Below are 24,955 nucleotides of genomic sequence, written 5' to 3'. Positions count from 1 at the left end.
GTCCTACAACGCTTACATTTCTTAAACAATTGGTCAGCTTTCATTTTCTCAATCACCCATCTGACGACCGGCAGTAAAAATCAATTGTCAGAATATATTACCTACGTCATATTACATCCGTAATAAACAGCCGTTTCCCACAGGTATTTCCCATGACCAGCATGCCCAACGTTGAACCCGACCTGGCTGTCCCGGTAGCCGCCCACAAGCCGCCCGTGCTCAAACGTCTGCTTCTGCTGGCTGTGGCCATCGCGGCGTTAGTGGGCATTGGTCTGTACGGCGCCCATTGGTGGACCGCCGGGCGTTTCCTCGAAGAAACCGACGATGCCTACATTGGCGGCGACGTCACGGTGATCGGGCCGAAAGTCGCGGGTTATATCGAAGAAGTGCTGGTGACCGACAACCAGAAGGTCAAGGCCGGCGATGTGCTGGTTCGGCTTGATTCGCGCGACTACCGCGCCAACCTGGCCAAGGCTGAAGGCGCGGTCGCCGCAGAAGAAGCCCTGCTCGCCAACCTCGACGCCACCGAACAACTGCAACACGCGGTGATCGGCCAGGCCCGCGCCGGGATCGATGCCGCTGGTGCCGAAACCTCCCGCTCACGGGATGACGATGCGCGCTACAAAAAACTGGTCGGCAGCAACGCTGTCTCGGTGGAAAGCGCCCAACGCGCCAACGCCACCTTCAAGACTGCGCAGGCAATCAGTGCCCGGGCTCAGGCCGAACTGCTGGCCACCCAACGTCAACTCGATGTGATCGAAACCCAGAAACAACAAGCCCGCGCGGCGTTGATGCAAGCCAAAGCCGAGCGTGACCTGGCGCAATTGAACGTCGGCTACACCGAACTGAAAGCCCCGGTGGACGGTGTGGTCGGCAATCGTCGGGCGCGGGTTGGCGCTTATGCGCAGGCCGGTTCGCAACTGCTGTCGGTGGTGCCATCCAGCGGGTTGTGGGTCGATGCCAATTTCAAGGAAGACCAACTGGCGCGGATGACGTCGGGCCAGCGTGTCGTCATCCGCGCTGATGTGCTTTCGGGTCAGGTGTTCCATGGTCATCTGGACAGCCTTGCCCCGGCCAGCGGCGCTCAGTTCAGCGTGTTGCCGCCGGAGAACGCCACCGGCAACTTCACCAAAATCGTCCAGCGGGTGCCGGTACGGATCGTCCTCGACCCGGCCGACGGCGTGCTCGGTCATTTGCGCCCCGGCCTGTCGGTGACCGCTGAAGTCGACACCCGCGCCGAGGAGAAAACCCCAGCCGTGGCCAGCGCGCCATGAGCCGCGCCCTCGCCGCTCCGGCGCAACCATTCAATGCCGCGGACATGGCGACGGCGACCAAGGTCTTCGCCTTCGCCAGCATGTGCATCGGCATGTTCATTGCGCTGCTGGATATCCAGATCGTCTCCGCCTCCTTGCGCGACATCGGCGGCGGACTCTCGGCCGGCACCGACGAAACCGCGTGGGTGCAAACCAGTTACCTGATTGCTGAAATCATCGTGATCCCGTTGTCCGGCTGGTTGTCCCGGGTGTTCTCGACCCGTTGGTTGTTTTGCGCCTCGGCGGTTGGTTTCACCCTGGCCAGCCTGCTCTGCGGCGCGGCCTGGAATATCCAGAGCATGATCGCCTTTCGTGCCCTGCAAGGTTTTCTCGGCGGTTCGATGATTCCGCTGGTGTTCACCACGGCGTTCTTTTTCTTCACCGGCAAACAACGGGTGATCGCTGCCGCGACCATTGGCGCGGTAGCCTCGCTTGCACCGACGCTGGGCCCGGTTATCGGTGGCTGGATCACCGACATTTCATCTTGGCACTGGCTGTTCTACATCAACCTGGTGCCGGGGATTTTCGTCGCCGTGGCGGTGCCGATGCTGGTGAAGATCGATCAGCCAGAGTTATCGCTGCTCAAGGGTGCCGACTACCTCAGCATGGTGTTTATGGCGCTGTTTCTCGGCTGCCTGGAATACACCCTCGAAGAAGGCCCGCGCTGGAATTGGTTCAGCGACAGCACGATTCTGATCACTGCATGGATCAGCGGACTCGCCGGACTCGCATTCATCGGCCGCAGCCTGCACGTGGCCAATCCGATCGTTGATTTGCGCGCTTTGAAGGACCGCAACTTTGCCCTCGGCTGCTTCTTTTCCTTCGTCACCGGGATTGGCCTGTTCGCCACCATTTACCTGACGCCGCTGTTTCTCGGCCGGGTCCGTGGCTACAGCGCGCTGGACATTGGCCTGGCGATTTTTTCCACCGGGGTGTTCCAGATCATGGCGATTCCGCTGTACGCCTTTCTGGCCAACCGCGTCGACCTGCGCTGGATCATGATGACCGGCCTTGGGCTGTTCGCGTTGTCGATGTGGGATTTCAGCCCGATCACCCATGACTGGGGCGCGAGAGAATTGATGCTGCCGCAAGCCTTGCGCGGGATTGCCCAGCAACTGGCAGTGCCACCGGCAGTGACCCTGACCTTGGGTGGCCTGGCCCCGTCGCGACTCAAACATGCTTCCGGGTTGTTCAACCTGATGCGCAACCTGGGCGGCGCCATCGGTATCGCCGCTTGCGCGACCATCCTCAACGACCGTACCAACCTGCATTTCACACGTTTGGCTGAACACTTGAACAGCACCAACGAAGCACTCAACCAGTGGCTGTCCCAGGTAGGCAACAACTTCGCCGCCCTCGGCCAAAGCGGTGACGCGGGTGTCACCGCCAGCCTGCACCAACTGTGGCTGCTGACTTACCGCGAAGCACAGACGCAAACCTATGGCGACGCGTTTTTGATGATCATGGTCTGCTTCATTATCGCCACGGCGATGGTGCCCTTGATGCGCAAGGTAAAACCACCGGCCGCGCCGTCAGCAGACGCTCATTGATCAGGCTTGAGGCATTTTGCGGAAACCAATCGCCAGGCGATTCCAGGCGTTAATGGTGGTGATCGCCACAGTCAGATCGACCATTTCCTTGGGGCTGAACTCGGAGACCGCCAGTTCATAGTCTTCGTCCGAGGCGTGGGTCTGGCTCACCAGGGTCAGGGACTCGGTCCAGGCCAGCGCCGCACGTTCACGCGGGGTGAAGAACGGCGTTTCGCGCCAGGCCGACAATGTGTACAGACGACGCTCGTCTTCACCGCCCTTGCGGGCATCGGCGCTGTGCATATCGAGGCAGAAGGCGCAGCCGTTGATTTGCGAGGTTCGCAGCTTGACCAGTTCGATCAGGTTCTTTTCCAGCGGCAGTTTCGAGACGGCGGTTTCCAGGGCGATCATAGCCTTGAGGGCGTCTGGGGAAGCAGTGTAGAAATCGATGCGAGGTTTCATGGTAGGGCTCCGTCACAAGTGGGGGTGGAGCTAAGTTAATCCCGCCCGCGCCGGTGACAAATAGCCAATATTCGAGAAGACGAGGAGGCCATTGGCGGAACGGCCTGAAACGGCTGCCGTCAATCATCAGCGGCTGGGGCTAATACACGATTCAACCCTTCCATTGGAAGTCGAAACGGCCCATATAAATACGCACTCACAAAACAATCCAAATCGGATCCAAACTTTCATTCACTCACAAACCGGCCATTGCGTTAATACTCAATTACTTTTTAAATACCCTCCAACACCTGCATCAAAACAATGTATTCACTCACATCCAAATAATATTTATAAAGAGAATTAGTCATGGGCACACCTATAACCGGCCTCTTTAACCTTGCGCCAACTTCCGATGCCAAGTCTGTTGCCATACAACTGCTTGAAATCGTTTATCGACAACGTCGTCTGATACACGACAACGACAACTGCCTTCACTCGCCCTGCACACTTTGTCTGAAAATGCACTCCGACAAAATCGACACCATGGTCGCCCAGGGCGCCCCGATCACCTTTATCCTGCCAGCATTCCCCGCCAAGTCGCCGAACCTGTCGAAAGTCCTGGGGACTTGTCCCGACCTGGGCGAACAGCTCAGCCTGCGGCAACTCAACGACTTGTGCCTGAAAATAGGCGAGCTGCATGCGCCAGGCGCCCGAATCATTATCTGTTCCGACGGCCGTGCGTTTTCTGATTGTGTTGGCGTAACCGACGAAGAAGTTTCGAACTATGGGCAAGAAATAAAAAACCTTCTGGTCACGCTCGAACTCCAAAACATAGACATTTTCAACCTCGAAGACTATTTCAAAGAGGGCGATTTCGACAACATACGACAAAGACTTGTCAAACAATATGGCCGTAGCCTTGAAGAACTAAAATCGACAATAAAAACCGAAGAACAGACAATGAACATGTTTAACGGCATTCATCGCTTCATGTACACCGATCTGAAATTCCGCAAACCGGAGGCTTCAAGTAACCAATTAAAAGAAGAATCAAAGCACCTCGCCTACCAGGTCATCATTCGAAGTAATGCCTGGAGTGCATTGGTTCAGGAAGTGTTTCCCGAAGCCATCAGGCTGTCCATTCACCCGCAACATCCACACAGCGAAAAAATTGGTATCAAGCTGATGGACTGCGACAACATCTGGCGCACACCCTGGCACGGGGCGGTGCTGGATGATGGGCAAAACTATCGGCTGATGGCGCGCAGCGACATTGAGAAAATGCCGGTCAACCTGGTCTACGAAAATGGTCGCCCGTCCTACTACGTGTTGCGCCGATACGATAGCCGCGAGGCCTCATAACCCCCAGGCCGGGTGATGCGTTATGTTCGACTGCGCAACCATTGCAGGAAGCCTTTTTTCTCCACCACTGTCGGCACTTCCCGGGTCAGCGCCTGTGCGGTGTGCAGACGATAATCGAGCAGCGCCTTCATCGCTTCGCTGATGTCATGCCGAGCATCGAGGCACGGCTTGAGGTATTCCTTCTCGATGCGATACAACGCGCAAAAGGTCTTGGCCGAAAAGTCCGCCGGTACGGATTCGTCCGAAAGGATCCCGGCCTCGCCGATCACCTCCCCCGGCCCCATGCGCCCGGCCTCGAACTTGACCCCGGCGCGGCTCAGGGCCACCGAGACCACGCCGGATTCGATGATGAACAGGTGATCGCTGACCTCGCCGCCCGCCAGGATCATTTCCCCGGCGCGGAAGGTTTGCAGTGTCATGTTCTGGCTGAAGGTTTCTTTCTCTTCCTGGCGCAGGGTGGAGAAAATGCTCGAGCTTTCCAGCAGTGCCCGTGGCCGCGACAGGCTGGCGGGCGCGTTGGGTTCGACGCTCGACAACAGGCTGACGCCCGAGGCCTGCAGGTGCCGGAACGCCAGGTCGAACAGTTGATTGCGGACCATGCGTTTCTGGTCCATGGACACCACAAAACCGCTGATTTCATACTCCACGCCGCTGCTGCTGGAGCTTTTCAACGCCACGCATGGCGCCGGCTTATTGAGCAGAAAGCGACAGCCCTGCATGGCTCGCTCCAGCGCTTCGATCACCGTGTGCGGCCGGGCGTGGGGGCTCAGTTGCAGGCTGATAGACACGCCAAAAATATCGCTCGGGCGGCTGAAGTTGATGATCTTGGCCTTGGCCGCCAGCGAGTTGGGAATCACCGCCATGCTGCCCTGGGAAGTTTGCATCCGCGTGGCGCGCCAGTCGATGTCGGTGACCTTGCCTTCGGTGCCGTCGATGGAAATCCAGTCATCGATTTGATAAGGCTTGGTGGTGTTCAGCACGATGCCGGAGAACACATCGCTGAGGGTGCTTTGCAGCGCCAGGCCGACGATGATCGCCACCGCGCCGGAGGTGGCCAGTACGCCTTTGACCGGCAGGTCGAGCACGTAGGCCATGGCCGCGATGATCGCGATCAGGAAAATCACCGCGCCGAGCAGATCCTGAAGCAAACGCCCGGTGTGCCCGACCCGTTGCATCATCACCGCACCGATCAGCACCGTCAGGGTTCGCGCACCGAACAGCCACCAGCCGATCTGCAAACCGGTGGCGGCCAGGTGCAGCGCTACGTTGTCGGCCCAGGGCGCCGGCTCCATCGGGTTCAGGCCTTCGTTGAACAACAAAACGCTGAACAACGAGAAAATCACCAGGCGCACGACCAGTTTCCAGTTGCTGCCGTTGGTGCTGATCAAACGCCATAGACCCAGATCAATCAGGATCAGGACCAATGCGATGAGCAACGGGTGATCGGTGAGCAGTGACAGCATCAAGCAACTCCAGCAAGGGCCAATGACGTGAAGATCGCACGGATTGGGCACAGTGTAGGAGCAATTGTTGCTGTGAGAACAACGCAAAAACCAATGTGGGAGCGGGACTGTGGCGAGGGGGCTTGCCCCCGTTCGGCTGCGAAGCAGTCGTAAACCCATTGCATGCGGTTGAATTTAGAAGTGCCGGGGCCGCTTCGCGACCCAACGGGGGCAAGCCCCCTCGCCACAGTCCCGCTCCCACAGGGGTGTTGCGTTGTTGCCGAACTCAGCCGCTCATCCGCCCGAACCGGCCCGACTGGTAATCGGCAAAGGCCTGATGAATCTCCTGTTCGCTGTTCATCACAAACGGGCCATGGCCAACGATCGGCTCGTCGATGGGCTCGCCGCTGAGCAACAACACCACCGCGTCATTATTGGCTTCCAGGCTGAGCTGAGCACCGTCGCGTTCGAAGAGTGCCAATTGCCCTTCGCGCACCCATTCCAGGCCATTGACCTGCACCGTGCCGCGCAGCACCACCAGCGCGGTGTTGCGACCCTCATGCAAATCCAGGGTCAGCAACTTGCCGCCATTGAGGCGCAGGTCCCAGACATCGATTGGCGTAAAAGTGCGTGACGGGCCGGTGTGGCCGTCGAACTCACCGGCGATCAAGCGCAGGCTGCCGGCGTTGTCCTTGAGCGGGATGCTCGGGATGTCGCTATCGAGAATCGTCTGGTAACCGGCATCGGCCATTTTGTCCTTGGCCGGCAAGTTAACCCACAGCTGAACCATTTCCAGGGTGCCGCCGCTTTTGGCGAAACCTTCGGAATGGAACTCCTCATGGATAATCCCCGAAGCGGCGGTCATCCATTGCACGTCGCCAGCGCCGATTTTACCGCCGCCGCCGCTGGAGTCGCGGTGTTCCAGCTCGCCGTTATAGACAATGGTCACGGTTTCAAAACCGCGGTGCGGGTGCTGGCCGACGCCACGACGCTCGGTAGTCGGGGTGAATTCAGCCGGACCTGCGTGATCAAGCAGCAGAAACGGGCTGATGTGCTTGCCCAGGGTGTCGTAGGAAAACAGCGTACGCACCGGAAAACCGTCGCCGACCCAATGCGCCCGCGGGCTGGTGTAGATACCGATGATGTTTTTCATGGTGCCTCCGAAAAAGGGTGGGTGAAGCCATGCACCCAGCTTAAATCTGATACCAATCGCGCACTAGACGGCAAAAATCAGCTTTAGCGTTCTATCAGCAGGACGACAGTGGAATTGTCCTGACAGAACAGGGGTAGCATGATTTTTATTTCGGACATAATATCCAACAAAATTACAGCCATAATATCCGACCGAGGTATTCGTGATGCAAAGCCCAACCCGTGAAGCCACTCTCGCCCAATGGATCGCTCAGGAGCAAGCCATGCGCGATCGCCTCGCCGGCCCTGGCAGCCTGTCGATGGCCGAAGTCAGCGCGCTCTCCCCCGCCGAATTCTTTGAAGGCATCGGCAACGGTGAACTGCCCTCGCCGCCCATTGGCACGTTGATGGATTTCATTCCAATCGAATGGTCGGCCGGGCTGTTTGTCTTTCAGGGCACGCCGGATTCGCGTCATTACAACCCGCTGGGCAGCGTACATGGCGGCTATGCGGCGACCTTGCTGGATTCGTGCATGGGCTGCGCGATTCACACGCAATTGAAAAAAGGCCAGGGCTACACGACGCTCGATTTGCGCATCAGTTATGTCCGGGCGTTGACCGGCGCCAGTGGACCGGTGCGAGCCGAAGGCAAGATTGTGCATCTGGGGCGTTCGACGGCGTTGGCCGAGGGGCGGATTTATGATGTGGACGGGCGGTTGTATGCGACGGGGTCGACGACTTGCATGATTCTTGAGGCGCGGAGGTAATAAAGCAAAGATCAAAAGATCGCAGCCTTCGGCAGCTCCTACATGGCATCGGTGTAGGAGCTGCCGAAGGCTGCGATCTTTTGATTTTGATTCTCGATTCATGACTTGCGGTAAACATTGCTTTGTCTCATCAGCGGTTTTTCTCAAGGACATCGGCGCGGATACTCGTGCTCATTCCCACTGCAACCCTGGAGTCATCAATGTCTGTTCCCGCATTCGGTCTTGGTACCTTTCGCCTGCAAGGTCAGGTGGTCATCGATTCGGTGAGCACCGGTCTTGAACTGGGCTACCGGGTCGTCGATACCGCGCAGATCTACGAAAACGAAGCCGACGTCGGCCAAGCCATCGCCGACAGCGGCATCCCGCGTCATGAGTTGTTCATCACCAGCAAGATCTGGGTCGCCAACTTCGCCAAGGATCGACTGATCGACAGCCTCAAACAAAGCCTGCGTAACTTGCAGACTGATTACCTGGACCTGACGCTGATTCACTGGCCATCGCCGGAAAACCAGGTGCCGGTGGCAGAATTCATGGGCGCACTGCTCGAAGCCAAGAAGCTGGGCCTGACCCGCCAGATCGGTGTGTCCAACTTCACTGTGGATCTGATGAAGCAGGCCATCGCGGCGGTCGGCGCTGAAAACATCGCCACCAACCAGATCGAGCTGCACCCGTACCTGCAAAACCGCAAGGTCGTCGAATTCGCCCAAAGCCAAGGCATCCAGATCACTTCCTACATGACCCTGGCCTACGGCGAAGTGCTCAAGGACCCGGTGATCCAGCAGATCGCCGAGCGCCTGCAAGCCACACCGGCACAGGTCACCCTGGCCTGGGCCATGCAATTGGGCTACGCGGTGATCCCGTCGTCGACCAAACGCGCCAACCTGGAAAGCAACCTGCAAGCCTGCGCACTGACCCTGAGTGAGGCCGACATGGCGCTGATCGCCGGCCTCGATCGCGGCCATCGATTGACCAGCCCCAAAGGCATTGCCCCGCACTGGGATTGATCTCCAGCGCTAACGAAAACTTTTGTCCAGGCGCGCCATCGTCTGCTGCAAGCGTTCGACGGCTTCGTCGATCATTGCCGCACGACCTTCAGCGCAAGCCTGTTCCAATTGCTCGCAACACTCGATCAGTTGCAACGCCCGGACCATGCGCGCACTGCCCTTGATGCGGTGTGCCAGATCTCGCAGTTCCTGGCGATTATCGGCTGCGTGGGCCTGAAGCAGGTGCTCGCGATCCTCGCGGTTGGTTTGCGCCAGATCGTGTACCAGGCGATTGATCAACGTGCGGTCACTGCCGACATATTGCTCAAGGCCACTCAAATCGATCTCTGAAACCGGTTGTTCTTCGACAGATATTTTTGATTCCCCCACAAACCTGGTCGCCAGCCATCCACTCAAATCGTCCAGACGGATCGGTTTGAACAGGCAATCATCCATGCCTGCTTCCAGGCAACGCAGTTTTTCCTCGGGCTGGGCGTTGGCGGTAAACCCCAGGATCAACGTCGCCGGCAAGCCTTGAGCCTGTTCTTCATCACGAATTGCCATTGTCAGTTCATAACCACTGAGCACCGGCATGTTGCAGTCAGTGATCAGTACGTCGGGCGCTTGCTTGCGCCATAGTTCCAGCCCTTGCCCACCATCCTCGGCCTCGAGCACCCGGTGGCCCAGGTAATTCAGTTGACGCGACAGCAACAGTCGATTGGCCGGGTAATCGTCGACCACCAGAATCGTCAATGAACGTGTCGGCAGTGGTACCGCGTTCTGTGACACCTCGCTGGATGGCAACGGTCGCAGGGCGGGCAAATCCAGAGTGACCTCAACCTGTGTGCCCCAACCTAAGTCGCTTTGAAGTCGCAACCGGCCGCCCATCATTTCGCACAACGAGCGGCTGATCACCAACCCCAGTCCCGAACCGCTGCGGCCGGATTGCGGGCTGTTGCTCGCCTGGATGAACGGACTGAACAGCCGCTGCTGATCGGCGGCGCTGATACCGATGCCGCTGTCTTCAATCGCCACGCTCACCGTCAGATAACCGGATCGCCCAGGCGTCACGCGCAGGGTCAGGCTCACCTCGCCCTCATCGGTGAACTTAATGGCGTTGCTCAACAGATTGGACAGCACTTGTTTGAAGCGCAGAGGGTCGATCAACACATCCTGGTCGCTGTGCTCATCCAGTTCGACCCGCCAATCCAGCGCTTTCTGCAACGCCAGGCCTTCGAAAACCCGGCACACCGATTCCGCCAGCCCACGTAAATTGGCCCGCTCCGGTGCCAGAGACAAATGCCCGGACTCGATGCGGGCGATGTCGAGGATATCGCCGATCAACACCAGTAATTGCTGCGCGGAACTGGACGCCACCTCAATGGCAAAACGGTCGGTGACGCCCTCTTCGGAGCGTTTGAGCGCGAGTTCGAGCATGCCGATCAGGGCGTTCATCGGCGTGCGGATTTCATGGCTCATGGTCGCCAGAAACGTGGTTTTTGCCCGATTGGCATCGTCGGCGGCGTCCTTGGCCTCCTGTAATTGCTGCAACCACAACTGGCGTTGGCGAATCTGCCAACGTTGCCAGCCGATCCAGGCCAGCGCCAGTAACAGCAAGGCACCGGCGGCGGCAAAGCCTTGAAGCAGGGCTTGGCGATGACGCAGCCAATAGCTGTCATCCACTACCTCGTTGTTGCTCCAGCGGGCGACTAATTCGTCCATCTCCTGGGGCGAGATGCTCAGCAGGGCCTTGTTCAGGATCGACTGCAATTCCAGCCCGCCGCGTTCGGTGGCCAGGGTGATCCGCGCCGGTTCACTGCCTACCGTACTGTTGATTCGCAGACGGTCGCGGTAATGCCGGGCAATCAGGTAACGGGTCAAGATCAAAGAGCTGAGTGCCGCATCGACCTGCCCATTGATCACTGCCTCCAGGCCGTCGGCCGGGCTTTGTACGTCCACCAACCGAATGCCCGGCACTCGCGCTTCGATGAACCCGCGCAATGGATGACTGTGATAGATCGCCAAGCGTTTACCGGCCAGATCATCCAGGGTCTTGGGGCTGCCCGGGGTAGTGGCGCTGACCAACACAAACGGGGTGCTCAGATAAGCGCGGGTGAAGCGCAACTCGTCCTCCTGTTCGCGGCCGGGAATGATCGCCGGCACCAGGTCAATCTCACTCGTCTTGAGTTGCTGGATCTGCTGGTCCAGCGAACGGCTGCGTTGCACCTTGAAGGTCAAGCCGCTGCGCTGGCTGATCAAGGTCAGTAACTGCGCGGTCAACCCGCTGAAGCGGCCCTGAGCATCGAAAAAAGTCAGTGGCGCAAAATCCTCGACAACGCCCACGGTCAACACCGGATGCTGAGCCAGCCAACGTTGTTCGCTGGGGCTCAACCGGACACTTTGCTGACCTGAAACATTGCCCTGGCCGGCACTCCAGCGCCGCTCGATCGCCTCGCGCTGATCCATGGGAATCGTCGCCAGTGCCTGATCGACAATGCCTGTAAGACGCGAATTGCTGCGCGCTAGCGCGAAGCCGAACGGGTTGGCATCCAGAGCGGATGGCCCGGCCAGGTGAACGTTGTTGAGGTAGTTGTTGTTGATCAGGTAATTGGCGCTGATGAAGTCGCCCAGGTACACGTCATCTTGACCGAACGCGACGGCCCCGATTGCCTCGAGCGTCGAGGCATACAGGTGCAGGCTCGCCTCGGGATACAACGCCTCGACACTCGAAGCCGGCAGATAATCATCGACCATGGCAATGCGCATACCCGCCAGGTTGCCAGGCAATTGTTCGTCCTCGCGGGTGACCAGCATCGGCTGATCGTCAGCGTAGGCGCGGGACCTCGTCAGCTCGGGGTCGGCCGCCTCGAAGTTGTTCGACGTCCCGAGCAGGTCCAGCTCATCGCGTTTGAGCGCCTGCATGGCCGCCTCGCGGGTACCGTAGCGCAACACCTCGACCTTGACGTGCAGCAGTTGCGCCAGCAGATCGGCATAGTCGGCGGTAATGCCTTCCAGTTCATCGTGGTTACGCGTCACCTCGAACGGCGGGTAGTCCGGGCCCGTGACACCGAGGCGCAACACCCGCTTGCTGCGCAGCCATTGCCAGTCCTGGTCATCGAGGCGAACTTCGTAGCCCTCCACCGTCGAGCGTCCCAGCAGATGCAGGACCAAAGGCTCTTCAGCCTGCACCGCCCCGGCTTGCACAAGGGTGAACAGCAACAAGACAAACAGACAGGCACGCACGGTCTGGCTCGTTCAAATCAGATGATTGCGCTTGGCGAAATCCCGGCAGTGAACCGCCGAGGTCAACCCGAGCTTTTCGTTGCAGCGTGTCTTGTAAGTACTGACGGTCTTGTGACTCAAGTGCATGGCCTCGGCGATGGCCTTGTTGCTCAGTCCCCGTGCCAGATGCTGAAAAATCATCAGTTCACGATCAGAAAGCTTGTCGATCAGTTCCTTTTCGCTGCTTTGCAGGTTATTAAGCGCCACCGAGCCTGAAGCGAGCTGAATAAAATAAGTGTAACCGGCCATCAGGGCGTGCACCGCTTTGTGCAAATGGCTCAAATCATTGGTCTTGGCCACATACGCCATGGCGCCGGCCCGCATGCAGCGTTCTTGATAAAACTGCGGCTCCTGGGAGGTGAAGACCAGTACTCTGGAGGGCACGTTAGCAATCTTCAGCCGCCCCAGCACATCCAGCCCATCGAGTGAAGGCATCACCAAATCCAGCACCACCAAATCAGGTGAATGCTCACGGACCATTGCCATGACCTCACTCCCGATAGCCACCTCGTAAATCCGTTTGAACCCCTCTTGCTCAAGTACGATTTTGACTGCGGCGCGTACAACCGGATGATCGTCCACAATCAGCGCTGACTTCATAGCAACTCCCTATGCAAAAACATGACGATTGCGCCGCGAATACTCGCGGGCCTGACCCGGCGTAGACGCAACGGCTGCGCAACGACTTTTGCATGGCAGGCAAGGCAAAACTACCTGTCAGATCTGACAGTAGCGACGAATGGTCAACCCAGTTTTTGCTTGTATGACGGGGTGAACCAGGGTTGATCGTCCTCTTGCACAGGAGGATCAATGATCGACATCAGCCGCGTGAGGGTGCTCAGATCGGGCAGCGCCACATGGCTGACCTGGATCTTTTGCTGCGTACAGGCCGGGATCGGCGGCAACTGCGCCCGCTCGCCGTTGTAGATCAAGGCGTAACGCATCTGAGGGTTATCGCGCAGGAACCCCAGCAGATCCAGCGCCCCGGACGCCAGCGCAGCATTGATCACCACCAGGTCAAACGGCTCGCAACCGTATTCCACCAGGGTCAGCAATTCTTCAAGGTTTTGTACCGGCGCCACTCGGTAGTAATCGAGCTGATTGAACAGCCGTTCGACTTTCATCCGATGGAAATGCTGCTCATCGGCGATCAGGATTCGTAAGGCTTTGTTCGGCATCGTGGCCCCCATGAGAGTGAAAATCGTGAGGGCGCAAGGCTACGGAACACTGACGGATGTATCTGTAGGACTTTTCCTAAAGATCACTTTTCGCCTTAAATCATTGAGTGGCTCAAAGATCAAAAGATCGCAGCCTTCGGCAGCTCCTTGTATCTCGACTATTGCTCCGTCAGGAGCGATAGTTCTCGACTGATCATCGAGGGAGGGACCTGGAAGCCGTGCAGCTCCTTAGGCTTTTTGCCTGTGACGTAGATCGTGCTCCAACCCTCCGCACTCACTCGTATAGTTCGAACGGTATCTTGGGCCCGCCTCTGGCTAGAGCCCGCATTCGCAAGGTCGGACAGAGTGCAGTGATGATCGCAATTGATCTGATTGGGAGAGTGTTATGTCCAGTTTCGTCGGCGTCGATGTCGCTAAAAACACCTTTGATATCGCTACACATCTGCCAAATGGCAAGCATAAAACCAAGGCCAAACTGGCTAACAATTCCAAGGGTTTCAAAGAGTTTGAAGTTTGGTTGCAGAAGCAGGCCGAGCCTTCGACCCTGATCGTGATGGAAGCGACCAGTGTCTATCATCTGGAGCTCGCCGAGTTCGTCTACAACAAGGGTTATCGGGTCTGCGTGGTGAATCCGGCCACGACTCACGCGTATGCGGGCAGCGAGTTACGTCGGATCAAAACCGACAAGAGTGATGCCAAGCTGATCGCCGACTTCGCTAAAGAAAAAAATGAAAAGCTCAAGCTTTGGGCTCCGGAACCGCTGAAGTTCCGCCAACTGAAGGCCATGGTTCGTCGCCTGGATGACCTTCAAGAGATGGAGCAAATGGAGCGTAATCGTCTGGACGTGTCCGACGAAAAGGTCAAAGAGTCGATCAACTCGGTGATTGGCCACATCGAAAAAGAAATCGTTGAAACCCACAAGGCGATCAAAAAACATATCGATGACGACCCCGACATGCGCCAGATGCGCGACTTGGTCGTGACCATCGACGGCATTGGCGAGAAAACGCTTGAGCGGTTGCTGGCTGAGCTGGGCGACCTGCGCAAGTACGACGACCCTCGAAAACTTGTCGCGGCTGCTGGCCTGAATCCAGAACTCCAGGAATCAGGGCTCCTCAAGGGCCGCAGCCCGATCTCGAAGATCGGCTCAGCGCGCTTGCGCGCAGGCCTATACATGCCGGGCTTGGTCGCGTTGCAACACAACAAAGCAATAATCGCCATGAAAGATCGCCTGAAGGCCAACGGCAAGGCCCCCAAGCAGATCATCTGTGCTGCCATGCGCAAGCTGCTGCATTACGTTTACGCAGTGCTCAAATCGGGCCAGCCATATGACCCTGAATTTGCGCTTGCTCGGTGAGATTCAAGACGGTATCTACAGGGTGTACGCCGTCCCTATGTGGAGCTGCCGAAGGCTGCGATCTTTTGATGTTAGCTTTATTGCCAGCCAAACCGGCGGATATAGAAGCCCTTCACCGCCTGGGTCAGGCCCATGTACGCCAGCAAAATCACCGGCAGGAACACGAAGTACAGCGACGGCAGTGCCTGCAGTTTGAAGTAGTGTGCCAGCGGCCCCATCGGCAGGAAGATCCCGACCGCCATGATGATCCCGGTCATGACCATCAACGGCGTAGCCGCACGGCTTTGCAGGAACGGGATCTTCGGCGTACGGATCATGTGCACGATCAGCGTCTGGGTCAGCAACCCCACCACGAACCAGCCGGACTGGAACAGCGTCTGGTGGTCCGGGGTATTGGCGTCGAACACGTACCACATCAAAGCAAACGTGGTGATGTCGAAGATCGAACTGATCGGGCCGAAGAACAGCATGAAGCGCCCGACATCGGCCGGCTGCCAGCGCTGGGGCTTTTTCAGCATCTCGGCATCGACGTTATCGAACGGGATGGCGATCTGCGAAATGTCATAGAGCAGGTTCTGCACCAGCAGGTGCATCGGCAGCATCGGCAGGAACGGGATAAACGCACTGGCCACCAGCACCGAGAACACGTTGCCGAAGTTCGAACTGGCGGTCATTTTGATGTACTTGAGCATGTTGGCGAAGGTCCTGCGTCCTTCCAGCACACCCTCCTCCAGCACCATCAGGCTCTTTTCCAGCAGGATGATGTCGGCCGCCTCCTTGGCAATGTCCACCGCGCTGTCCACCGAAATACCAATGTCGGCCGCCCGCAGCGCCGGGGCGTCGTTGATGCCGTCGCCCATGAAACCGACCACGTGGCCGTTGCCTTTGAGCAAGCGGACGATGCGTTCCTTGTGTGACGGCGTCAGTTTGGCAAAGACGTTGGTGGTCTCCACGGCCAGCGCCAGTTCGGCGTCGCTCATGCGCTCGACGTCGCTGCCCATCAACAGGCCTTGCTGCTCCAGGCCGACTTCGCGGCAGATCTTGGCGGTCACCAGCTCGTTGTCGCCGGTCAGCACTTTTACCGCAATGCCGTGTTCGGCCAATGCGCGCAGGGCCGGCGCGGTGCTTTCCTTGGGCGGATCGAGGAATGCGACGTAGCCGATCAGGGTCATTTGCTGCTCGTCGGCGAGGCTGTAAACCGACTGTTCCTTGGGCGTGTGCCGCGCCGCCACGGCCACCACGCGCAGACCTTCCTCGTTGAAGGAGGCGGTCACTTCGCGAATCCGCGTCAGCAGTTCTTCAGTCAGCGGTTCGTCGTTTTCACCATGACGAACCCGGGTGCACACCGCGAGGATTTCCTCCACGGCGCCTTTGCACACCAGCAAGTGATGCTGTTGATCATGCTCGGCGACCACCACCGACATGCGTCGGCGGTTGAAGTCGAACGGCACTTCATCGACCTTGGCGAACGCGGTGGCCACTTCCAGTTCACGGTGAACCTCGACGTGTTGCAGCACCGCAACGTCCAGCAGGTTTTTCAGGCCGGTCTGGTAGTAGCTGTTGAGGTAGGCCATTTCCAGCACGTCATCGGACTCTTCGCCCCAGACGTCCACATGCCGGGCGAGGAAGATTTTGTCCTGGGTCAGGGTGCCGGTCTTGTCGGTGCACAGCACGTCCATCGCGCCGAAGTTCTGGATCGCATCCAGGCGCTTGACGATGACTTTCTTGCGCGAGAGGAACACCGCACCCTTGGCCAGGGTCGAGGTGACAATCATCGGCAGCATTTCAGGGGTCAGGCCCACGGCGATGGACAGCGCGAACAGCAGCGCCTGCATCCAGTCACCCTTGGTGAAACCGTTGATAAACAGCACCAGCGGCGCCATCACGAACATGAAGCGAATCAGCAGCCAACTGACCTTGTTGACCCCGGTTTGAAACGAGGTCGGCGTGCGGTCAGTGGCGCTGACCCGCTGCGCCAAGGCACCGAAATAGGTGCTGTTACCGGTGGTCAGGATCACCGCGATGGCCGCACCCGAGACCACATTGGTGCCCATGAACAGGATGTTGTCCAGGTCCAGCGGGTTACTGGTGTCGCTGTCTTGCTGACGGGGGAATTTTTCCACCGGCATCGATTCGCCGGTCATGGCAGCCTGGCTGACGAACAGGTCCTTGGCGCTGAGTACCCGGCAATCGGCCGGAATCATGTCGCCGGCCGAGAGCACGATCAGGTCGCCAGGCACCAGTTGCTTGATCGGCAGTTCGATGCGCTGCGCCCCCTGGCGCATGACCGTCGCGGTGTTGCTCACCATCGCCTTTAGCGCGTCAGCGGCCTGGTTGGACTTGGCTTCCTGCCAGAACCGCAGCAAGGTCGAGAGCACCACCATGGAGAAAATCACCACGGCGGCTTTCACGTCCTCGGTCAGCCAGGAGATAAACGCCAACAAGGTCAGCAACAGGTTGAACGGGTTTTTGTAGCAGTGCCACAAGTGAACCCACCACGGCAGCGGCTGCTCGTGCTCGACCTCGTTAAGGCCGTATTGCTCGCGCAGGGCCTCGGCTTCAAGCTCGCTCAAACCATCGGTGTGGCTGCCGAGTTTGTCCAGCAATGGACCGGTGTCACTGTTGGCGGCAGACACCAGGGTTTGCGCCAGGGTGGGCGGTACTTCACGGCTGACCGTGGTGTCTGTGAAGCTTTCCAGCAAGGCCAGGCGACGAAAGTGCCGGGCGATGTGGCGGGTGCGCAGGAATCCGGCGAAGAATTCCTTGAGCAAGGTCAGGTTCATGGCAGTTGCCCCCCAGGGTCGGCCAGGAAACCGTCGAGCAGGCGTGTCGAGTCGCCGCGATGACGACGGGCACGTCGAACATCACACGATTCAGTGTCGATGAGAGGACATCAGGACGGGCCAGCACTGGCCGCGATAGAGAATGCCGCTACTCGCTTTTCAGCAAGAAAACGGCACAAAAAGACTGCGCGTTATCTTGCCGAGAAAATGCCGGTTACTGAAACCGGCCGACTACTGTCACTCGAACAAGTACCCACTGTGGGTCTCCGCTATTGAAGAAATCGCGCGAAGCTTACGCGCCGATGTAAGGAGAGTAAACGACGCTGGGGCGTGTGCCGGGGGAATCTCGGGGTTCTTCAGGAAGGGTTCAGGATTGAAGATTTGCGGTGTTCTTTTTGGCCCCTTCGCGAGCAAGCCCGCTCCCACATTTGTCCTGCGAACACAGGTCCATTGTGGGAGCGGGCTTGCTCGCGAAGGCGGCCTGACAGCCGCCACAAATCTTAACTGGCAGTGGCCAGCAACAAGTCCATCACCGAACGGCTGTGCCCACGGCTTTTGCCATGGTCATACAGGGAGCCGGCAATCTCATCAGCCCGAATCGGCAGGATCGACAGCAAGGTGTCGCTCAAGCCGTGGCTGGCCTGGCAGAAGCCCTGCATGTAGATGCCAGCCTTGCAGCGCTCGTCGGTGATCAGTTTGTAGTTGCGATCGACTTCGAAATCACCGAGGTACTGTTCCAGCGGCGCCAGCAGTTTGCGGTGCATCTGACGCTCGTAACCGGTGGCGAGTACCACGGCGTCGTAATGACGAACCGTGACTTCACCGGTGGCGTTGTTGCGCACGATCAGTTCGATACCGTGCTCGGTGGCGGCGGCTTTTTCGATGGTGGTCAGGGTGCGGAACGCATGACGGGCAACCCCCGAAACCTTCTGGCGATAGAAGATGCCGTAGATGCGTTCGATCAGGTCGATGTCCACCACCGAGTAATTGGTGTTGTGGTACTCGTTGACCAGACGCTCGCGCTCGCTGCTCGCTTGCTGGAACACCAGGTCGGTGAACTCCGGCGAAAACACTTCGTTGACGAACGGGCTGTCATCCGCCGGTTTCAGGGCCGAGCCGCGCAGGATCATGTCCACTTGCACCGACGGGAAGCTGTCGTTCAAATCGATAAAGGCTTCCGCCGCGCTCTGCCCGCCGCCGATGATCGCGATGCTCATCGGTTGATTGTTCACGCACGGCTGCTGGGCCATTTGCGCCAGGTATTGGGAATGGTGGAAGACTCGGCTGTCGTCCTTCAGCGCTTTGAACGCTTCAGGAATACGCGGTGTACCGCCGGCGCTGACGACCACCGAGCGAGTGGTGCGGACGTGCTGATGACCCTGTGTATCTCGGGAAATCACCCGCAACGCCTCGATCTGCTGCTGGTGCAGCACCGGCTCGATAGTCAGCACTTCTTCGCCGTAACGGCTCTGTTCGGTGAACTGCCCGGCGACCCAGCGCAGGTAGTCGTTGTACTCCATGCGGCACGGATAGAACGTGCCCAGGTTGATGAAGTCCACCAGGCGGCCGTGATGCTTGAGGTAATTGACGAACGAGTACGGGCTGGTCGGGTTGCGCAGGGTCACCAGGTCCTTGAGGAAGGAAATCTGCAACTCGCTCTGGGTCACCAAGGTATTGCCGTGCCAGCGGTAGTCGGCCTGCTTGTCGAGAAACAGTACATCCAGCTCACCCTGATTCGCCGAGCGCTCTTGCAGAGCGATGGCCAGCGCCAGGTTCGACGGGCCGAAACCAATGCCGATCAGGTCGTGAACGATGGGCGATGCAATTGCCTGTGTCATTTCCAGTGTCCTCTGGATGAACCCCTCAACCGTGGGGATAAAGCCTGGGTGACCTGACCGGCCTTAGGCAGGACAGCAGATCGTCTGTTGAGTAGGAACGAGGACAATGAAAAAAAATTTAATCGGATGGGATCAATGGGCGTCCCACTGCTTGATTCGCACCCGGCAGTGTTTCATGGCATTGACGATGTGCTTCTCCACCAGCGCCCGGGAAATGCCCAGCCGTTCGGCGATTTCAGGATGCGACAGACCATCGATCTTGCGCAGCAGGAAGCTCTCACGGCACAACCGTGGCAGTTCGGCCAAGGCACGCTGGAGCATTTCCAGGCGCTGGCCGTGGTCAAGGCAATTGTGTGGCGAGGGGATGAAGTAGCGTTCTTCGGTATCGAGCACTTCCAGGGATTCGACCTGACGCAGGGCATTGCGCCGATGGTCGTCGATCACCAGATTGAGTGCAGTGCGATAGAGAAACGCCCGGGGCTGCTCGATCGGCGTGTCGCTGGAACGCTCCAGTACCCGCACATAGGCGTCATGCACCACATCTTCGGCCACCTGACGGTTGCCCAGCTTGGCGTTCAGGAAACACACCAGCTCGCGATAGTAGTTTTCCAACATGACTCCCGACCGCAGGGAGTGCGGCTTCTGTCCTTGAGCCAGATCCGCGACCGCCGAATGGGCAATGGCACGATGATGGCGATTTGAGCCGCGTAATTTATAGTAATTCTCATATAGATTTAAAGTACTGATTCGGTTTGCCCGACAAATAGTGCGGCGCTATACCTGTAACTCTGTGTGTCCGCGCTTAAATTCCGCCCTTATCTCCTCGTTTACAGGACAGCTCCCCGTGTCTGTCGCTCTGCGACAGCGTTCGGCTGTCGCCCAGATGGGCGCGCCGCCTGAACGACGGGCCGATTTCCTTTGGCCGGAACCCTGCATGAAACGTCCCCGACACACCCGACGCGCCCTGCTTGTAGCCCTGTGTCTGATCCCCGTTATCGCCGTCGCCGCCTGGCAAATCATCCCGCCCGGCCGCGATCAGCTCGCTACGGTTCAAGTCAGTCGCGGCGACATTGAAAGCAGCGTCACCGCCCTGGGCACCCTGCAACCGCGGCGTTACGTCGACGTCGGCGCCCAAGCGTCGGGGCAGATCCACAAGATTCATGTGGAGGTTGGCGACGTGGTCAAGGAAGGCGATCTGCTGGTGGAGATCGACCCGTCGACCCAGCAAGCCAAACTCGACGCCGGGCGTTTTTCCATCGACAACCTCAAGGCCCAGCTCCAGGAGCAACGAGCGCAGCACGAACTGGCCCGGCAGAAATTCCAGCGCCAACAACATCTGGCTGCCGGCGGCGCCACCCGCGACGAAGACGTGCAAACCGCTCAAGCCGAACTGCGCGCCACCCAAGCTCGCGTTGATATGTTCCAGGCGCAGATCCGCCAAGCCCAAGCCAGCCTGCGCAGTGATCAGGCAGAACTCGGCTACACGCGAATTTATGCACCAATGAACGGAACGGTCGTAGCCCTCGACGCCCGGGAAGGCCAAACGCTCAACGCTCAGCAGCAGACACCGTTGATTTTGCGCATTGCCAAACTGTCGCCGATGACGGTTTGGGCCGAGGTCTCGGAAGCCGACATCGGCCATGTCAAACCCGGCATGAACGCCTGGTTCACCACCCTCAGTGGCGGCAACCGCCGCTGGAACAGCACGGTGCGGCAGATCCTGCCGATCCCGCCCAAACCGCTGGACCAGACCAGCCAGGGCGGCGGCAGCCCCGCCAGTTCGAGTAAAAGCGGCACCGGTCGCGTGGTGCTCTACACCGTATTGCTCGACGTCGACAACGCCGACAACGCCTTGATGGCGGAAATGACCACCCAGGTTTTCTTCGTCTCCAACCAGGCGAAAAACGTCCTCACCGCACCGATTGCCGCATTGCAGGGCGGCTCGCAGCCCGACAGCCAGACCGCCCGGGTCGTCGCCAAGAACGGTGACATCCAGCGACGGACCGTGCTCACCGGCATCAGTGATCGCCTCAAAGTGCAGATCCTCGATGGCCTCGACGAAGGCGATCACCTGTTGATCGGCCCGGCTGACGGGAGTGGCGGCTAAATGCTGACGCCTCTGATCGACCTGCAAGACATCCGCAAGGCCTATGGCGGCGGCGACGCTCCGGAAGTTCACGTGTTGCGCGGCATCGACCTGTCGATTCATGCCGGCGAGTTCGTCGCGATTGTCGGCGCTTCCGGTTCCGGCAAATCGACGCTGATGAACATTCTCGGCTGCCTCGACCGACCGACCTCGGGCGAATACCGCTTCGCCGGGGAAAACGTCGCCGGGCTCGACAGCGATGAACTGGCCTGGCTGCGCCGCGAGGCGTTTGGCTTTGTGTTCCAGGGTTATCACCTGATCCCGTCCGGCTCGGCCCAGGAAAACGTCGAGATGCCGGCAATCTACGCCGGCATCCCGGCGGCCGAACGCCACGCCCGCGCCGCCGCCCTGCTCGACCGCCTCGGATTGGCCTCGCGAACCGGCAACCGTCCGCATCAGCTCTCCGGCGGCCAGCAGCAACGGGTGTCGATTGCTCGCGCCTTGATGAACGGCGGCCACATCATCCTCGCCGACGAACCCACCGGCGCCCTCGACAGCCATAGCGGCGCCGAGGTCATGACCTTGCTCGACGAACTGGCGAGCCAGGGCCACGTGGTGATCCTCATTACCCACGACCGCGAAGTCGCGGCGCGGGCCAAGCGCATCATCGAAATCCGCGATGGCCTGATCATCAGCGACAGCGCCCACGACGACCCGACGGTGCAAACCTCGGCCAACCCCGGCGCGTTGCAAGCGGTGGATTTGCGCAAGCGCCTCAGCGAAGGCGCCGAGGCCACCGGGGCCTGGAAAGGCGAGCTGGTGGATGCGGTGCACGCGGCATGGCGGGTGATGTGGATCAACCGTTTCCGCACCGCCCTGACGTTGCTCGGGATCATCATCGGCGTGGCATCGGTGGTGGTGATGTTGGCGGTCGGCGAAGGCAGCAAGCGCCAGGTCATGGCGCAAATGGGCGCTTTCGGCTCGAACATCATTTACCTCAGCGGCTCGGCGCCGAACCCGCGCACCCCGCCCGGAGTCGTCACCCTGGCGGACGTCGCCGCGCTGGCCAGCCTGCCGCAAGTGAAGCGGATCATGCCGGTCAACGGCGCCGAGGCCGGCGTGCGTTACGGCAACGTCGACCACATGAGTTACGTCGGCGGCAATGACACCAATTTCCCGGCGATCTTCAACTGGCCGGTGGTTCAGGGCAGCTACTTCACCGAGGCCGATGAAAGAAACGCCGCGGCAGTTGCAGTGATCGGGCACAAGGTTCGGAGCAAATTGCTCAAGGACGTGCCCAACCCCATCGGCCAATACATCCTGATCGAAAACGTACCGTTCCAAGTGATCGGCGTGCTCGCCGAAAAAGGCGCCAGTTCCGGCGACTCCGACAGCGACAACCGGATCGCCATTCCGTATTCGGCGGCCAGTGTCCGGCTGTTCGGCACCCACAACCCTGAATACGTGGCCATCGCCACGGCCGACGCGCGCAAGGTCAAGGAAGCGGAAATCGCCATCCGCGAGTTGATGCTGCGCCTGCACGACGGCAAGCAGGATTTCGAACTGACCAACAACGCGGCGATGATCCAGGCCGAAGCCCGGACCCAGAACACCCTGTCGCTGATGCTTGGCTCGATTGCCGCGATCTCGCTGCTGGTGGGCGGCATCGGCGTGATGAACATCATGCTCATGACCGTGCGCGAGCGGACCCGCGAGATCGGTATTCGCATGGCCACTGGCGCCCGTCAGCGCGACATCCTGCGCCAGTTCCTCACCGAAGCGGTGATGCTCTCGGTGGTCGGCGGTATTGCCGGGATTGGTCTGGCGCTGCTCGTCGGCGGCGTGCTGGTGCTCAGCGAAGTGGCCGTCGCGTTTTCCTTGATGGCGGTGCTCGGCGCTTTCGGCTGCGCCCTCGTTACCGGTGTTGTCTTCGGCTTCATGCCGGCCCGCAAAGCTGCCCGGCTCGACCCGGTCACGGCCCTTACCAGTGAATGATCGATCTATGAAGCCGCAATTGAGTCTGTTGACCCTCTGCCTGCTGCTCGGTGCGTGCGGCAGCCCTGCCCCGCGCCCGGACAGCGGCCTGACAACCCCCGCCACCTGGCAATCACTCCACAGCGAAAGCGCCGTGCACAGCAATGCACAATGGTGGACCCGGTTTGGCAGCCCGCCACTGGATCGTTTGATCGAACAGGCGCGGGTCGGCAGTTTCGACCTCGCGGCCGCTGTCGCTCGCGTGCGTCAGGCCCAGGCCGGCACGGTGATTGCCGGCGGCTCGTTGCTGCCGGAGGTGACGGCCGGAGCGAACGCCAATCGTCAGAAACTGATACGCGGCAAGGGCTACAGTCAGCTCGATGCCGACAGCAGCAACAACGCGGTGGATTACTTCGACGCCAATCTCAGCGCCACCTATGAAATCGACTTCTGGGGCGGTAAACGCGCGTCCCGCGACAGCGCGCAGTTCGGGCTAAAGGCCAGCGAGTTCGACCAAGCCACGGTGGAACTGACCTTGCTCAGCAGCGTGGCCAACAGCTACGCGCAAACCCTATCGCTGCGGGAACAAGGGCGAATTGCCGAACTCAACCTGGCCAATGCCCAGAGCGTTTTGAAACTGGTGCAAACGCGCTTCGATTCAGGTTCTGCCACTGCTCTGGAACTGGCCCAGCAGAAAAGCCTGGTCGCGGCGCAGCAACGGCAATTGCCGGCGGTGCAGCAACAAGCCCAGGACGCGCAGATCAGCCTCGCCGCCCTCCTCGGCCAGCCGATTCAGCAACTGACACCCATCGACGAATCCTTCGATCACTTGCAGTGGCCGGTCATCGGCACCGGCGTGCCCAGTGAGTTGCTGACCCGCCGTCCGGACATTGCCCGCGCCGAAGCGCAACTGGCCGCCGCCCAGGCCGACGTCACTGTCGCCCGCGCCGCCATGCTGCCGGCTGTAACCCTGAGCGCCAGCCTCGGTTCGGGCGCCAACAGTGCCGGCGATATCATGCGCAGCCCGTTTTACAACCTCACAGCTGGCCTGCTGGCGCCGATCTTCAACAACGGCCGCCTCGGCGCCGAACGCGACAAAGCCACGGCGCGCCAGCAAGAACTGTTGGAGATCTATCGTGGGGCAATCATCAACGGCTTTGCCGACACCGAAAAAGCCCTGAACAACATTCGCGGGTTGGATGAACAACGCCAGTGGCAAAGCGAAGAACTGAGCCAGGCCCAGACCGCGTTCAGCATTGCCCAAAGCCGTTATCAGGCGGGTGCCGAGGACTTGCTGACGGTGCTGGAGACCCAGCGCACGTTGTATGCGGCGCAGGATCTGAATGTGCAACTGAAACTGGCGCGGGTGCAGGCCAGTGTGGCGTTGTACAAGGCGTTGGGTGGCGGCTGGCAGGCGATGTGAGGCGGTGAATGTTCGGACGCCTTCGCGAGCAAGCCCGCTCCCACAGTTGATCTCCGGTATTCA

Annotated in this window: 18 protein-coding genes; 9 read left to right on the top strand and 9 right to left on the bottom strand. The window is 59.4% G+C overall.

The features are described from left to right. Positions 1-152 precede the first annotated feature (152 nt). Positions 153-1,274, top strand: coding sequence for an HlyD family secretion protein (locus AC1MEW_RS14105; RefSeq protein WP_480426686.1), 1,122 nt, complete (start codon positions 153-155; stop codon positions 1,272-1,274). Next, positions 1,271-2,863, top strand: a complete 1,593-nt coding sequence (locus AC1MEW_RS14100) for a DHA2 family efflux MFS transporter permease subunit (RefSeq protein ID WP_201256802.1) — start codon at positions 1,271-1,273, stop codon at positions 2,861-2,863. Before AC1MEW_RS14105 ends, AC1MEW_RS14100 begins: the two co-directional genes overlap by 4 nt. Here the strand turns inward: AC1MEW_RS14100 and AC1MEW_RS14095 are convergent, their stop codons facing one another. Continuing rightward, entirely contained in the window at positions 2,864-3,304 is a 441-nt protein-coding gene (locus AC1MEW_RS14095) for a carboxymuconolactone decarboxylase family protein (protein WP_201204864.1), read from the bottom strand. A 348-nt stretch (positions 3,305-3,652) separates the two neighbouring features. Here AC1MEW_RS14095 and AC1MEW_RS14090 point away from each other — a divergent pair, with 348 nt between their 5' ends. Beyond that, positions 3,653-4,648 carry an L-tyrosine/L-tryptophan isonitrile synthase family protein gene (locus AC1MEW_RS14090; protein WP_201256801.1) on the top strand — a complete coding sequence of 332 codons (996 nt, stop codon included), beginning with the start codon at positions 3,653-3,655 and terminating at the stop codon, positions 4,646-4,648. 20 nt (positions 4,649-4,668) lie between these two features. Here AC1MEW_RS14090 and AC1MEW_RS14085 read toward each other — a convergent pair whose 3' ends face one another. Then, entirely contained in the window at positions 4,669-6,111 is a 1,443-nt protein-coding gene (locus tag AC1MEW_RS14085; RefSeq protein WP_201256800.1) for a mechanosensitive ion channel family protein, read from the bottom strand. Between the two features lie 265 nt (positions 6,112-6,376). Next, positions 6,377-7,243 carry a pirin family protein gene (locus tag AC1MEW_RS14080; protein ID WP_480426684.1) on the bottom strand — a complete coding sequence of 289 codons (867 nt, stop codon included), beginning with the start codon at positions 7,241-7,243 and terminating at the stop codon, positions 6,377-6,379. A gap of 205 nt (positions 7,244-7,448) precedes the next feature. Between AC1MEW_RS14080 and AC1MEW_RS14075 the strand changes: the two genes are divergently transcribed. After that, a complete protein-coding gene (locus tag AC1MEW_RS14075) occupies positions 7,449-7,988 on the top strand; it encodes a PaaI family thioesterase (RefSeq protein ID WP_323570041.1) in 540 nt (179 codons plus the stop codon). 200 nt (positions 7,989-8,188) lie between these two features. Then, entirely contained in the window at positions 8,189-8,992 is an 804-nt protein-coding gene (gene dkgB, locus AC1MEW_RS14070; protein WP_480426683.1) for a 2,5-didehydrogluconate reductase DkgB, read from the top strand. Positions 8,993-9,001: 9 nt separating this feature from the next. On the opposite strand, the gene AC1MEW_RS14065 is transcribed toward dkgB, so the two are convergent. The 3 genes from AC1MEW_RS14065 to AC1MEW_RS14055 form a co-directional block, all read right to left on the bottom strand. Then, a complete protein-coding gene (locus AC1MEW_RS14065; RefSeq protein ID WP_480426682.1) occupies positions 9,002-12,214 on the bottom strand; it encodes a transporter substrate-binding domain-containing protein in 3,213 nt (1,070 codons plus the stop codon). A gap of 12 nt (positions 12,215-12,226) precedes the next feature. Then, on the bottom strand, positions 12,227-12,853 hold the full coding sequence (locus AC1MEW_RS14060) for a response regulator transcription factor (protein WP_201256797.1): 627 nt from the start codon (positions 12,851-12,853) through the stop codon (positions 12,227-12,229). A 143-nt stretch (positions 12,854-12,996) separates the two neighbouring features. Then, positions 12,997-13,431 (bottom strand): PleD family two-component system response regulator, encoded by a 435-nt coding sequence (locus tag AC1MEW_RS14055; protein ID WP_201256796.1) that lies wholly within the window; start codon positions 13,429-13,431, stop codon positions 12,997-12,999. A gap of 385 nt (positions 13,432-13,816) precedes the next feature. On the opposite strand from AC1MEW_RS14055, the gene AC1MEW_RS14050 reads away from it, so the two are divergent. Then, positions 13,817-14,788: an IS110 family RNA-guided transposase gene (locus tag AC1MEW_RS14050; RefSeq protein WP_480423023.1), complete on the top strand. Its 972-nt coding sequence runs from the start codon at positions 13,817-13,819 to the stop codon at positions 14,786-14,788. 77 nt (positions 14,789-14,865) lie between these two features. Here AC1MEW_RS14050 and mgtA read toward each other — a convergent pair whose 3' ends face one another. The 3 genes from mgtA to AC1MEW_RS14035 form a co-directional block, all read right to left on the bottom strand. Next, positions 14,866-17,571 carry a magnesium-translocating P-type ATPase gene (gene mgtA / locus AC1MEW_RS14045; protein WP_201202234.1) on the bottom strand — a complete coding sequence of 902 codons (2,706 nt, stop codon included), beginning with the start codon at positions 17,569-17,571 and terminating at the stop codon, positions 14,866-14,868. 500 nt (positions 17,572-18,071) lie between these two features. Continuing rightward, positions 18,072-19,409 carry a lysine N(6)-hydroxylase/L-ornithine N(5)-oxygenase family protein gene (locus AC1MEW_RS14040; RefSeq protein WP_480426680.1) on the bottom strand — a complete coding sequence of 446 codons (1,338 nt, stop codon included), beginning with the start codon at positions 19,407-19,409 and terminating at the stop codon, positions 18,072-18,074. Between the two features lie 132 nt (positions 19,410-19,541). After that, complete coding sequence (locus tag AC1MEW_RS14035) at positions 19,542-20,024, bottom strand: sigma-70 family RNA polymerase sigma factor (RefSeq protein ID WP_480426679.1); 483 nt, start codon at positions 20,022-20,024, stop codon at positions 19,542-19,544. Positions 20,025-20,343: 319 nt separating this feature from the next. Between AC1MEW_RS14035 and AC1MEW_RS14030 the strand changes: the two genes are divergently transcribed. From AC1MEW_RS14030 to AC1MEW_RS14020, 3 genes are read left to right on the top strand one after another with little or no spacing between them, the layout of a single operon-like run. Then, positions 20,344-21,516, top strand: a complete 1,173-nt coding sequence (locus tag AC1MEW_RS14030) for an efflux RND transporter periplasmic adaptor subunit (protein ID WP_480426678.1) — start codon at positions 20,344-20,346, stop codon at positions 21,514-21,516. Beyond that, entirely contained in the window at positions 21,517-23,490 is a 1,974-nt protein-coding gene (locus AC1MEW_RS14025) for a MacB family efflux pump subunit (RefSeq protein ID WP_323570039.1), read from the top strand. A 7-nt stretch (positions 23,491-23,497) separates the two neighbouring features. Then, a complete protein-coding gene (locus AC1MEW_RS14020; protein ID WP_480426676.1) occupies positions 23,498-24,892 on the top strand; it encodes an efflux transporter outer membrane subunit in 1,395 nt (464 codons plus the stop codon). Positions 24,893-24,955 lie beyond the last annotated feature (63 nt).

Source organism: Pseudomonas sp. ASL4 (assembly GCF_056680395.1).
Note: the sequence above shows the minus strand (reverse complement) of the source record. Positions and strands in the feature narration are given on the sequence as shown.

Excerpts from the sequence above, each read along its gene's own strand:
- AC1MEW_RS14105 (WP_480426686.1), top strand. The coding sequence starts at position 153 with ATGACCAGCATGCCCAACGTTGAACCCGACCTGGCTGTCCCGGTAGCC.
- AC1MEW_RS14100 (WP_201256802.1), top strand. The coding sequence starts at position 1,271 with ATGAGCCGCGCCCTCGCCGCTCCGGCGCAACCATTCAATGCCGCGGAC.
- AC1MEW_RS14095 (WP_201204864.1), bottom strand. The coding sequence starts at position 3,304 with ATGAAACCTCGCATCGATTTCTACACTGCTTCCCCAGACGCCCTCAAG.
- AC1MEW_RS14090 (WP_201256801.1), top strand. The coding sequence starts at position 3,653 with ATGGGCACACCTATAACCGGCCTCTTTAACCTTGCGCCAACTTCCGAT.
- AC1MEW_RS14085 (WP_201256800.1), bottom strand. The coding sequence starts at position 6,111 with ATGCTGTCACTGCTCACCGATCACCCGTTGCTCATCGCATTGGTCCTG.
- AC1MEW_RS14080 (WP_480426684.1), bottom strand. The coding sequence starts at position 7,243 with ATGAAAAACATCATCGGTATCTACACCAGCCCGCGGGCGCATTGGGTC.
- AC1MEW_RS14075 (WP_323570041.1), top strand. The coding sequence starts at position 7,449 with ATGCAAAGCCCAACCCGTGAAGCCACTCTCGCCCAATGGATCGCTCAG.
- dkgB (WP_480426683.1), top strand. The coding sequence starts at position 8,189 with ATGTCTGTTCCCGCATTCGGTCTTGGTACCTTTCGCCTGCAAGGTCAG.
- AC1MEW_RS14060 (WP_201256797.1), bottom strand. The coding sequence starts at position 12,853 with ATGAAGTCAGCGCTGATTGTGGACGATCATCCGGTTGTACGCGCCGCA.
- AC1MEW_RS14055 (WP_201256796.1), bottom strand. The coding sequence starts at position 13,431 with ATGCCGAACAAAGCCTTACGAATCCTGATCGCCGATGAGCAGCATTTC.
- AC1MEW_RS14050 (WP_480423023.1), top strand. The coding sequence starts at position 13,817 with ATGTCCAGTTTCGTCGGCGTCGATGTCGCTAAAAACACCTTTGATATC.
- mgtA (WP_201202234.1), bottom strand. The coding sequence starts at position 17,571 with ATGAACCTGACCTTGCTCAAGGAATTCTTCGCCGGATTCCTGCGCACC.
- AC1MEW_RS14040 (WP_480426680.1), bottom strand. The coding sequence starts at position 19,409 with ATGACACAGGCAATTGCATCGCCCATCGTTCACGACCTGATCGGCATT.
- AC1MEW_RS14035 (WP_480426679.1), bottom strand. The coding sequence starts at position 20,024 with ATGTTGGAAAACTACTATCGCGAGCTGGTGTGTTTCCTGAACGCCAAG.
- AC1MEW_RS14030 (WP_480426678.1), top strand. The coding sequence starts at position 20,344 with ATGAAACGTCCCCGACACACCCGACGCGCCCTGCTTGTAGCCCTGTGT.
- AC1MEW_RS14025 (WP_323570039.1), top strand. The coding sequence starts at position 21,517 with ATGCTGACGCCTCTGATCGACCTGCAAGACATCCGCAAGGCCTATGGC.
- AC1MEW_RS14020 (WP_480426676.1), top strand. The coding sequence starts at position 23,498 with ATGAAGCCGCAATTGAGTCTGTTGACCCTCTGCCTGCTGCTCGGTGCG.